Genomic DNA, 10,965 nt, shown 5'->3' with positions numbered 1-10,965 from the left:
GATGCAATACATGAATTTCCACAAGTGTCTCCTGAGTCAACATCGGCCGCCGCCCTGATCATGGTATTAGGCGGCCATTTTGCCCCAGGTGGGTCAATTTTAAGTCGGCGCTAGTGGGTCAGTATTACTCCGGCGGTGACAATTCGGACCGTTGAGCCACATCATGATGGGACGCCTCATTGGCATTTGCTCATGTTCCTGAATAAAGTCGACTTGCCCCAGGCTAACCAAATATTCCGTGAGCATGCACTTGAGGAGGATGGTGATGAGAACGGAGCTCAGGAAAATCGATTCGTAATTGAGGAAATAGACCCAAAAAAGGGCAGAGCGACCGGCTATGTCGCGAAATACATCTCTAAGTCCATCGATGGTTACGAAGTTGGCGAGGACTCGTATGGCAATGATGCGGTCGAATCAGCAGCCCGAATCCGGGCCTGGGCAAGTATCTGGGGTATCCGTCAGTTTCAATTCATGGGATCACCCAGTGTAACGGTCTATCGCGAACTTCGACGCCTCCGAAACATCGAGGGTCCACGAGAAGGATTGATCAAAGAGCTAGAGCAAGCAGCGGATGCGGGAGACTGGAGGAAATACGTAGAGCTCATGGGTGGCCCCTGCCTTCGACTCAAAGACCGACCGTTACGCGCCCTTATGGTCCCGAGGCCTGCTGAGAACAAGTACCACGAGACTGTAGAACAAGTGAAGGGCTTGATGGGGGCTGCCGGACGAGTCGTTACCAGGATTTTCGAGTGGACTATCGGTCGAACAAGGCCAACTGAGGATGGCCGTCAAACTGACGACTCGACTGAGGTTGCAGTAAGAGGCGCGAACGCGCCTCCTTGGAGTTCTGTCAATAACTGTACTCCGGTATACTGGTCGCCACCATGAAAGAGTTAAAAATTATGTTAAGAGATAAAGATATTCGCACACACCTACTTGAGTACCTGTCAAATATCCGCCCAGCTAACGGGAAAATTTGTGAGGAACAGACTTTTCACAACGGAAAGGTAATTGCTGATGTGGCGATGATCTCCCAAGGAGGCGTACATATTTATGAAATAAAAGGCGATCTAGACAAAATAGAACGCATTAAGCGTCAATCTGAGTACTACAATAAGTGCGCCTCAAAATTATCTTTAGTCACCACCGAGAGACACCTTAAAAAAGCTCTTGAAATTCTACCGCAGCATTGGGGGATAATTCTTGTCTTAAAAAACGAAGAACGTATATTTTTTAAATATATCAGAAAATCAAGCACCAACTACACATTTTGCAAACAAACGGCTCTCATGACTCTCTGGAAGTCTGAACTTACAGAGGCATTCTTAAAAACAACAAATATGAACCCTAAATCAAGCGCAACTAGAGAACAATTAGCAGACGAAATATCTAAGGTTTTAACAAAGAAAGGAACCGTTAAGCTACTAGGTGAGACTCTCTCACGGAGAGCCCCTGAGTTCACCAATCACAAATTCTAAGTGAGAATTTAAGGTTTCTTTAACCCATGAGCCCGGGCTTCCTCTCCCTGTTTTCTCATCTGCACATTGCTGAATATAATTATCGCCACTTGAGGCTCCAGCACCTCGAAAGAAAGATTTCGAAACCAAAACCTTAGCCATATCGTAGTACTGCTCTCTTCCTCTGGGGTGAGTCTGAAAGGCACCCCCCCTAATAGCAAAAAAACCGTAGTTATAAGTATAAAAATTTTTGGAGTAGTTACGGACTGAAACAAGCCCGGAGAAAGACCTGCATCGGAATACTGTGGACTAACCACTCCGTAATCACTGTAAAACGTTTTTGCGATTTCGGCGGGGCCTAACCGCCCTCTCACCTCTTCCCAGAGAAGCTTTTCACATCTAGCAATGTGAATTTCAGATTCCGTAGCTAATACTGCCCCCGCACTGGCAGGAATAGAAGATGCCGATATAAAAATCCGGTCCGGAGAGAAAGCCGGGAGACAAGCCTTTATAAAATCTGCAATTTTTCCTGCAGTAACCTCGATATCGCTAGGCGATAAAACCCTACAATCAATTAGAAAATCATAGGCAAGCGTCTCTTGGGGCAAGGCAGAAATCAGGTCTGCTAGATCCAGCTCTGTTAAGTCAAAGTCGTCAAAATCATCAGGTAAAAGTCGGATTCCAACTCTTTTTTGGGTATCGCTGGTCGCACTTTGTACATACCGAATTGCAGCATCAATTTGATCGGGCTCGCGATCTAACCCAATTATCGGACTGAGCTTATACTCCCGCAGTGAATCTAATATGTGGTAGTACGGATGTGAGCCGTGAACTGTGACACCTGGCTGAATATCGAAACAGTCAATATATGCGAATCGACCCTCATTCCAATATAACCTCAATGTATTTTTTGCCTTATCTACACTGGCTATTAGATCTTTCTCAGACTCTGATTCTGGTCTTGGTATATCGAAGAGCGGTCCAATACCTTCTTTAGTTTTCGGATTACATGCCTTCAAGGCCCGTAATTCATTTTGCTTAAGTTTAAGCATTGGCATGTAAACCATTAGTCCACCCCAAACACGATCTTTCGTGGATTCTCAGAATTCACTATATTAGTAAACTTCGAGAAATCATTTAGTTCCCGACGAGCGAGACCTGCGATTAGTGAAGGGTGAACACCCATGTCCTCCGCAAGCTGAAATACAGATTCATCTACAGGCTTATATTTAAGATTGCATCTTTCCCAAATATACCTTGGAACGATGCTTCGTTTTGCCGCCTGATTTGCCTGTTTTTCAATACGCTCAACAGGTGTTACTCCTTCAAGCTCCTCTATAATGGCATTATCAAGATGATCATAATGAAGTGCTACATGACAAAGTTCATGTAACAAGGTGAACCAAAAGTTATCTAGCCGAGGGAAGCGAAAGCTAACAGCAACTACAGGTATACCAGCTCCAGTACGGTATACGACTCCATCGAGCTTAAGGCCTTTTAGCGCTCTGACATAGACCAACACAATGCCCTTTGATAAGAGATAGTCAGGCAGACTGTTGAGGCTTCCTAAATTGCTGCTGAGCTTAGCAACTTCAGCAACTTGTTCGAGGCCGAATTGCTCTGGGGAAAACCGAACTGTGGGATTCTCCGTTAAAATTTCCGTAGCCAACTGGTTTACTCTAGAGCGCCAAAGCCTGATCTGGAGGCGATCCTCTGTTGTTGATTTACGGAAAAGAGCCGCTTCCGAATTAGCGTGCTGCCAGAGGTAAGGAAAAACTGACTTCAAGTTTCTCTGTCCCGGCTCAATCCAAGACAGTTCCTCTAGCTCACTCCAAGGAATATCCTTTTGGATTTTCCGAAAATCTCGAATAAAGGTGGACAAACTCTTGGCAGATACTGAAGGAGGAGCGACAACAAAATCTTCTCCTTCCTCAGCTAGCTTGCTCATAAGATGTTGCTTGGAGTTAGTCATAAAAAACTCGCAGAGTTGGCACTATCCATCTCAAAGTAGGTCAAGTTGTCTTTTTTGACGTCACGACCAAAGCTAGTCATTCCGATTCGCTCATAGTAGCTTTCAGCCCCCGGTAAGGAGTGCAAACAGAACCCTGGCCTATAACCAAGAAACTCAACCGAATGATTGAGAGCAATTTTCAATAAACTTGTGCCAACCCCTTTCAACCCTTTCTCAAAAAACGGATTCTTTCTATTTCTTGGATGGATCGCTACAAAATCAACGTAAAAAATTTCTTCTTCGTCAATTCTACTAGGCTCTGGGTGATAGATAACGCAGATACCCTCAACTTCTTCACCGCAAAGCAAATAAAACCATTCGTACTGATCTGAATCTAGCACGATGCCTTTCTTCGACCAGCTCCAGTGTTTATCCTCAATGGAGCAAGCGGCAGCTAGCTTTTCAATAGCATCTTCATCTGATGCGGTATCCAAAATTTTCGTAACTAACTCACCGTTAAAACCTTGCCATGCTCTATCAGCTTGAAGGTTTAACCGGTAGGAAAGTCCATGAGTAATACAACATTTGAACCATTCATTCTTGCCATCATCGAATAACTCGGTTTCGCAAATTATAGACGACACTAATAAGTCCTTTTGGTAAATCGGAACGCACAAAGAGCCAATCAGTTTGAGTCTTAATTCAAACACAGGTACACAAAAGGTACGGAAGTTTCCTCAAAGACACAAATGATGGGGATCTTTCCGTTAGACAGGCTGTCTACATTGCGTCTACATCGTGAGTAAGCGTCAATCTATTGAATTTAAATATTCCGCTATCTTACTGATTTATATGGTGCCCGGAGCCGGAATCGAACCGGCACAGCCTTACGGCCGAGAGATTTTAAGTCTCTTGTGTCTACCTATTCCACCATCCGGGCATTCGGAGGGGGTTGTGAGGAGCTTTTGAGGGGCAGGATTGTATAAGGCCGCGCCCGGTAACGCAATTGGGATTGCGGTGGAGGTGTTTTTAGCTAGGTTGCTGAGGCTTCCGCGCCCTGCCCTTGTAGATATAACCAGCGAATTTCGGGGCCTTGGGCACGTATAGGTTTTCCAGTTCGGTGATCTCAAACCCCGCTTCCCGGATCAGTTCCGCAATCGGTCGGTTAAGGTGGCAGCCGCCGGCGATTTTCTTCCAGCCTGGGGTGATGCGGTGTTGCCATTTGCACACGCCCTCGTCCGGCGATTCTCCGTGTTCCAGGAATAGCAATTCGCCGTCGGGCTTGAGTACCCGCTTCATTTGATCCAGCGCGGCTCGCCAATCGGGGATGGTGCATAGGGTGAACGTAAGCAGTACCGTGTCGACGCTGTTGTCTGGTAGCGGAATTTGCTCGCCCGGTAAGTCCAGCCATTCCACGGCAACGCTGGATTTGGCCAGGTTGGCCTGTGCCTTTCGCCGCATGCCTTCGGACGGCTCCAGGCCGTAGACGAGGCTAACGGTATCCGGGTTGTAGAACTCCAGATTAATGCCCGAGCCCATACCCACTTCCAGCACAGTGCCGTTTGCCTTCGGAACCACTTGGCTGCGCAGCTTCATTACCTGCCCTACTGAGCAGGAGTAATCGATCAGGTGTGGCAGTATTCGCTCGTCGTAGAAACCCATGGAGCCTTCCTATACTTGTTTTAAATCAAGGGGTGCGACATTCTGTCCCTTGGTTTTCCCTGTGCTACGGGTAGCATGGCTACTATCTGCCGGTAAAACAACACTACAACCCAGCCAAGGCAGCGGCCAAGCGGGCGCCAAGCTCGTTTATTCTGTTCACTGTAGTGTCCGGAGGTTCCGCATGGAACTTGATCCCGTCCTTCTGTCGCGAATCCAGTTTGCGTTCGTGGTGTCCTTCCACGCTATCTTTCCGGTGTTTACCATCGGGCTTGCGTCCTACATTGCAGTGCTCGAGGGCCTGGCATTTAAAACCAACAACCCTTCCTGGGCAAAACTCTCTGCCTTTTGGACCAAGGTGTTCGCGGTGGTGTTTGGCATGGGCGTGGTGTCGGGCATTGTGATGTCCTTCCAGTTCGGCACCAACTGGAGCAACTTTGCCCAGGCGTCCGCCAACTTCCTGGGGCCGATGCTGAGTTATGAAGTGGTTACCGCCTTTTTCCTCGAAGCGGCGTTCCTGGGTGTGCTGCTGTTCGGGCGCGACAAGGTGCCTGCCGGAGTTCACCTGTTTGCGGCAGTGATGGTGGCCACTGGCACCTTTATATCATCGTTCTGGATCCTGTCAGCCAATAGCTGGATGCATACCCCCGCCGGTACGGAATTCAGGGATGGGGTGTTCTTTGTCACCTCCTGGAGCGAGGCGATTTTCAATCCGTCCTTCCCTTATCGCTTTTCCCACATGGTGGTGGCCTCGTTCCTGACTGGCTCGTTCGTGGTGGCGGGTGTCAGTGCCTGGTATCTGCTTCGCAAACGTGAGGTTGAGGCGAACCGGCGCGCGTTGTCCATGAGCCTGTGGCTGATTCTGGTTCTTGCCCCCACCCAGGCGGTTATCGGGGATTTCCATGGCCTGAACACGCTGGAACACCAGCCCATGAAGGTGGCCGCTATGGAAGGCAACTGGGAAACCTCACGCAATGTGCCGCTGCTGTTGTTCGCCATTCCCGATCAGGAAAACCAGACCAACCGGTACGAGGTAGCCATTCCCAGCCTGGCCAGCCTGATCCTCACCCATGAGTGGGACGGCGAAGTGCCCGGGCTGAACGAAGTTGCGGTGGACGAGCAGCCGCCGGTCGCAATCGTGTTCTGGTCATTCCGGGTGATGGTGGGCCTGGGCATGCTGATGATCCTCTTTGGCCTGGCCGGTTTAGTATTACGGGCCGGTGGCCGATACTGGCAAACTCCCTGGTTCCTGCACGGGTTACGCTTTATGAGTCTGACACCCTTTGTCGCGGTACTGGCCGGCTGGTTTGTCACGGAAATTGGCCGCGCGCCCTGGCTGGTGTATGGGCTGATGAACCAGAGCGAGTCGGTTACGCCGTCATTAACCGGCGGTATGGCGCTGTTCTCACTGATTGGCTACATCGTGGTCTATGCTTTGGTGTTCAGTTCCGGTGTCTATTACCTGATGCGGGTGCTGTACGTGGGCATGGAAGACGAAGACGCAGAGGAAGGCCATGAAGCCGAACGGCCGAAACGTCCCTTCTCGGCCACCCATGTGCCATTTGAGATTGATGATAACGGTCGTCAAAAGCCACTGAACCAGGGAGGCCACTGATTATGGAACTGTTCGATCTGGCCCTGATCTGGGCGTTTATTATCGGTTTCGGCATTATTATGTATGTGCTGATGGACGGGTTTGACCTGGGCATTGGCATTCTCTTCCCTTTCGCGCCGAAAGAAGAAGACCGGGACACCATGATGAACACGGTGGCACCGGTCTGGGATGGCAACGAAACCTGGCTGGTGCTTGGCGGGGCGGGCCTGTTGGCGGCGTTTCCACTGGTTTACTCCACCATTCTGCCGGCGCTGTACATTGGTGTATTCCTGCTGCTGGCCGGCCTGATCTTTCGCGGGGTGGCGTTTGAGTTCCGCTTCAAGGCCAGAACCTCGCGCTATCTCTGGAACTGGGCCTTCGCCGGTGGCTCCACGGTGGCGTCGTTTGCCCAGGGGGCCGTTGTGGGTGCCTATATCCAGGGCTTCGAGATCACCAACCGGGTCTACACCGGCGGCGCGCTGGACTGGCTGACTCCGTTTACGGTACTGACCGGTTTTGGACTGATGGCGGGCTATGCCTTGCTGGGCTCGACCTGGCTGATCCTGAAAACAGAGGGGCGCCTCCAGGACTGGGCGTATCGGATCACCATACCGCTGTTAATCGGTGTATTGGTTGTATTCGCCATGATCAGTGTCTGGACGCCGTTTGTGGATGAGATGGTGAAAGAACGCTGGTTCTCCAATCTGAGCATTATCTGGATATTGCCCGTTCTTGCCCTGCTCTGTGCCTTCCAGATCTTCCGGTCGGTTCGGAACCGGTTCGAAGGCATGCCGTTCGTGGCAACGGTGGGGCTGTTCATCTTTACCTACCTTGGGTTGATCGTCAGCCGCTGGCCCTATGTGGTGCCACCGGAGATCACCTTGTGGGACGCTTCCTCAGCGTACGGCTCCCAGCTCTTCCTTCTGTTGGGGCTGCTGTTCGTGATACCCATTGTGCTGGTCTACACCGCGTGGACTTACTGGGTGTTCCGGGGCAAGGTGCGCGCCGGCGAGGGATACCACTAGGTGGCTGAGCAGGCCGAGACGAAGCGTTGGCTGGGGGCGCTGGCCGCCCACAGCCGGCGGCTGATTCTGGCAACGGTGTCGGCCGGCATTGTGGTGGCCCTTGCCACTATTGCACAGATGGCCTTTCTGGCGGGCATTGTTCACCAGGGTATTGTCGATGAGGTGCCGGTTTCCGAACTGTCTCTGTTGTTCACCGGCGCCATTGCCGCGATCTTGATCCGGGGCGTTGCCCAGGGGTTGCAGGCCCGCTACGCAGCGCGCTGCAGTCGCGAGGTTCGCAGCGAGGCGCGCCACAGCATCAATCGCCGTTGGCAGGCCAGCGGCCCGGTATTGATGGGACAGACGTCCGCCGGAACCCTGGCGCGGGAGTGGCTGGACCACACCGACGCCCTGCATGGGTATTTCGCCCGTTTCCTGCCCCAGATGATGCTTGCGGTCGTGGTGCCGCTGATGATCCTGGTGGTGGTGTTTTCGCTGGACTGGCTTGCAGGGATCTTCCTGCTGCTGTCCGCCCCACTCATACCGGTGTTCATGGCGTTGGTCGGGATGGGCGCCGAAAAGCTGAACCAGCAGCACTTTCAGACCATAAGCCGTTTGTCTGGACAGTTTCTGGACAAGGTGCGGGGGCTGACCACCCTGCAGCTGTATGGCCAAACCGGTCCCGCTGCGGAAACACTTCGCAAGCGCTCGGACGACTACCGCCGCATCACCATGAAAACCCTCAAGATCGCGTTCCTGTCTTCGGCGGTGCTGGAGTTCTTCTCTTCCGTGGCGATTGCGGTGGTGGCCATCTACATCGGCTTCGGGTTGCTGGGGTACATCACCTTCGGACCGTCCGGCGATCTGACACTGTTTTCCGGGCTCTTGATCCTGTTGCTGGCCCCGGAGTTCTTCCAGCCTCTGCGGTTGTTGTCCCAGCATTATCATGACCGTGCAGCGGCGATGGGTGCCAGCGCCGAGATCGTCGACAGACTGCAGGCTGTTGATGAGCCACAACTGCAGGCCGAGCACCACCAGCCGGAATCGCCTGACATTGTGGCCGTTCGGGATATCTCCCTCACCTACGATGCCGCACGGCCCGTTTTGAACGATGTCTCATTGGTGATCAATAAAGGGGATGTCATTGCCCTGACCGGCCCTTCCGGTGGCGGCAAAACCTCCTTGTTGCACCTGTTGGCGGGCTTTATGCAGCCGGACCGGGGGCACATTTCCGTGTTTGGAGAACGTGCCGGTGACGAGGCGTTCGGTTGGCTGGGGCAATCCCCTTTCCTGGTACATGGCACCTGGGCCGACAACCTGCGCCTGACCACGCCGTACGCGACCGACATCGCCATAGAAACCGCCTTGCATCACGTTGGCCTGGAAAGCCTGATAAAAGGTCGGGAACGGGGAATCTACAGCGCCATTACCGAAGACGGCCAGGGGCTCTCCGGCGGGCAGGCACGCCGCTTGAGCCTGGCGCGGGTGTTTGTGGCCAGTTACGACCTGATACTGCTGGATGAGCCCACAGCGGGGCTGGACAGTGACAGCGAAATATACGTGCTGGAAGCACTGCACAAGCTGGCGCTGGCCGGTAAGACTCTGGTTTTCGCCACTCACCACCAGGCACTTCTGACACTGGCCAACCGTACTTTGCTGGTGACGGAAGGAGGCGTTGCAGATGCGTGAGCTTGGCCCCTGGTTGGCATTGATTTTCCGTCGCCCCGGTCGCCTGGTGACCGGCGGCTTACTCATACTGGCCACCCTGCTTGCGGGTATGGGGCTGCTGGCATTGTCGGGCTGGTTTATTACCGCCACGGCGCTCTCAGGCATCCTGTTGGCAGCCGGTGTGCAGGCGTCCATCAATCTGTATGTCCCTGGTGGTGGCATTCGCTTCTTTGCCGTGGCGCGAACGGTCGCGCGGTATGCCGAGCGGGTTTACAACCACGATACCGTGCTGCGCCTGCTGACGGATATCCGAGTGGCCCTGTTCGAGCGTTTATCCACCGCCGGCCGGGACCGGAGAACCCGTTTACGCGGCCCGCAATGGCTATCCCGCCTGACCAACGACGTGGATGCCCTGGACACGCTGTATCTGCGCCTGATCGCACCTACGGCCCTTGCTGCTTTGGTAACGGCGATACTGCTGATCGCCGCGTGGTTGATGTATCGCGGGGAACTGGCCGTCGGCCTTGCTCTGGTGCTGGTACCGGCATTTTTGGTAGCAACGCTGCTGGTTTACCTGCGAACCCGGCATCTGGTCTACCAGCAGACGGCGGCCCGCGAACGGGTAAGAACAGACGTCATCGAGCACATCGAGGGCTTCGGGGAACTCACCGCCGCAGGACGCATTGGCAAACATGCCGCCCTGTGCCTGCGCCAGGCGGGACAGATCACCCGCAACGAAGCCCGCACTGACACGCGCACCGGCTGGAACCTGGGGCTATCCCAGGTCATGGTGAACCTGTCGGTGGTGCTCGCGCTGTGGATGGGGCTAGAGCTGTTCCAGGCGGGGGCCGTGACAGGCCCGATGGTTGTGCTGCTGCCAATCGCCCTCCTCGGTTTACAGGAAATCTATTCGATGCTTCCGGATGCATTCGCGCGCCTGGGGGGCACGCTCGCATCTGCTGCGGCGCTCAACCGGGACTGCGCTCCAGAACCCTCCCAAGGTGCACACGAACAACAGCCACATCGCAGTGACTGTGCCCTGGAACTCGACCGTGTGACGATCCGTTTCAGCGACCATGCGCCGGTGCTCAGTCATTTCGATATGGCGGTCGCTAAGGGCGAATGGGTGGGAATCATTGGCCACTCCGGCGCGGGAAAATCCTCACTGGCGGATATCATCGCAGGCCTTGAGACGCCGGCAGTCGGGCGTGTTCACGCGTTACCGCTGGCCTATCTGACACAGAAAACCGTACTGTTCGATGACACCCTGAAAGCCAATCTGCTGATCGGCCGCCCAGACGCCACGGATGCGGACCTCTGGCGGGTTTTGGAGCTGGTGGCGATGGCAGACCGGTTTGTCCACGAACCGGCACAGCTGAACTCCTGGCTGGGCTCCATGGGTAGCCAGTTATCTGGCGGTGAAGCCCGGCGTATTGCACTGGCACGGGTGCTATTGAACAAAGCGCCGTTATTGATTCTGGACGAACCGTTCACCGGAGTGGACGCCGAAACCCGGAACAACATTGCGACGGGTATGAGGCAGTGGTTGGCAGGAAAAACGGTGGTGTCACTGGGGCACGCGCCGGAGGCCTTACTCGCCTCCGACCGTACCATCCGGCTGGCCTAGCGGCC

General features: G+C 53.7%; 10 protein-coding genes, 1 tRNA gene and 1 pseudogene. 6 read left to right on the top strand and 6 right to left on the bottom strand.

Translation table 11 applies throughout. The features are described from left to right. Positions 1-135: 135 nt before the first annotated feature. Both AC13D2_RS00895 and AC13D2_RS00890 read left to right on the top strand, forming a co-directional pair. Entirely contained in the window at positions 136-888 is a 753-nt protein-coding gene (locus AC13D2_RS00895) for a replication endonuclease (protein ID WP_482938083.1), read from the top strand. Then, positions 885-1,478: a sce7726 family protein gene (locus AC13D2_RS00890; protein WP_482938082.1), complete on the top strand. Its 594-nt coding sequence runs from the start codon at positions 885-887 to the stop codon at positions 1,476-1,478. The genes AC13D2_RS00895 and AC13D2_RS00890 overlap by 4 nt, the downstream gene beginning before the upstream one ends. Here the strand turns inward: AC13D2_RS00890 and AC13D2_RS00885 are convergent. From AC13D2_RS00885 to AC13D2_RS00860, 6 genes and pseudogenes are all read right to left on the bottom strand, one after another. After that, positions 1,440-1,673 (bottom strand): beta family protein, encoded by a 234-nt coding sequence (locus AC13D2_RS00885; RefSeq protein WP_482938085.1) that lies wholly within the window; start codon positions 1,671-1,673, stop codon positions 1,440-1,442. The two genes, AC13D2_RS00890 and AC13D2_RS00885, sit on opposite strands and share 39 nt — an antisense overlap. 71 nt (positions 1,674-1,744) lie before the next feature. Continuing rightward, positions 1,745-2,509 (bottom strand): annotated as a pseudogene (locus AC13D2_RS00880) (beta family protein); the annotation flags it as partial. Positions 2,510-2,523: 14 nt separating this feature from the next. After that, a complete protein-coding gene (locus AC13D2_RS00875; protein ID WP_482938081.1) occupies positions 2,524-3,429 on the bottom strand; it encodes an ImmA/IrrE family metallo-endopeptidase in 906 nt (301 codons plus the stop codon). Further along, positions 3,426-4,052 (bottom strand): hypothetical protein, encoded by a 627-nt coding sequence (locus tag AC13D2_RS00870; protein ID WP_482938080.1) that lies wholly within the window; start codon positions 4,050-4,052, stop codon positions 3,426-3,428. The genes AC13D2_RS00875 and AC13D2_RS00870 overlap by 4 nt, the downstream gene beginning before the upstream one ends. 209 nt (positions 4,053-4,261) lie before the next feature. Further along, positions 4,262-4,348: transfer RNA gene (locus AC13D2_RS00865), tRNA-Leu, on the bottom strand. 89 nt (positions 4,349-4,437) lie between these two features. After that, positions 4,438-5,070 carry a class I SAM-dependent methyltransferase gene (locus AC13D2_RS00860; protein ID WP_126812598.1) on the bottom strand — a complete coding sequence of 211 codons (633 nt, stop codon included), beginning with the start codon at positions 5,068-5,070 and terminating at the stop codon, positions 4,438-4,440. Between the two features lie 181 nt (positions 5,071-5,251). On the opposite strand from AC13D2_RS00860, the gene AC13D2_RS00855 reads away from it, so the two are divergent. The 4 genes from AC13D2_RS00855 to cydC are packed head-to-tail and all read left to right on the top strand — an operon-like array spanning position 5,252 to position 10,960. Next, the gene (locus tag AC13D2_RS00855) at positions 5,252-6,682 is read left to right on the top strand and encodes a cytochrome ubiquinol oxidase subunit I (RefSeq protein ID WP_482938079.1); all 1,431 of its coding nucleotides are present in this window, start codon (positions 5,252-5,254) and stop codon (positions 6,680-6,682) included. A 2-nt stretch (positions 6,683-6,684) separates the two neighbouring features. Next, positions 6,685-7,686: a cytochrome d ubiquinol oxidase subunit II gene (gene cydB, locus AC13D2_RS00850; protein ID WP_482938078.1), complete on the top strand. Its 1,002-nt coding sequence runs from the start codon at positions 6,685-6,687 to the stop codon at positions 7,684-7,686. Beyond that, on the top strand, positions 7,687-9,354 hold the full coding sequence (gene cydD / locus AC13D2_RS00845; protein WP_482938077.1) for a thiol reductant ABC exporter subunit CydD: 1,668 nt from the start codon (positions 7,687-7,689) through the stop codon (positions 9,352-9,354). Beyond that, positions 9,347-10,960: a thiol reductant ABC exporter subunit CydC gene (cydC, locus tag AC13D2_RS00840; protein WP_482938076.1), complete on the top strand. Its 1,614-nt coding sequence runs from the start codon at positions 9,347-9,349 to the stop codon at positions 10,958-10,960. The genes cydD and cydC overlap by 8 nt, the downstream gene beginning before the upstream one ends. Positions 10,961-10,965: the final 5 nt, after the last annotated feature.

The organism is Marinobacter sp. B-12 (assembly GCF_056857915.1).
The sequence above is the reverse complement of the archived record's forward strand: the minus strand, read 5'-3'. Positions and strand labels throughout refer to the sequence as shown.

What these genes read in the sequence shown, in the direction of transcription:
- AC13D2_RS00890 (WP_482938082.1), top strand. Translation starts at nt 885, where the DNA reads ATGAAAGAGTTAAAAATTATGTTAAGAGATAAAGATATTCGCACACAC.
- AC13D2_RS00875 (WP_482938081.1), bottom strand. Translation starts at nt 3,429, where the DNA reads ATGACTAACTCCAAGCAACATCTTATGAGCAAGCTAGCTGAGGAAGGA.
- AC13D2_RS00860 (WP_126812598.1), bottom strand. Translation starts at nt 5,070, where the DNA reads ATGGGTTTCTACGACGAGCGAATACTGCCACACCTGATCGATTACTCC.
- AC13D2_RS00855 (WP_482938079.1), top strand. Translation starts at nt 5,252, where the DNA reads ATGGAACTTGATCCCGTCCTTCTGTCGCGAATCCAGTTTGCGTTCGTG.
- cydB (WP_482938078.1), top strand. Translation starts at nt 6,685, where the DNA reads ATGGAACTGTTCGATCTGGCCCTGATCTGGGCGTTTATTATCGGTTTC.
- cydC (WP_482938076.1), top strand. Translation starts at nt 9,347, where the DNA reads ATGCGTGAGCTTGGCCCCTGGTTGGCATTGATTTTCCGTCGCCCCGGT.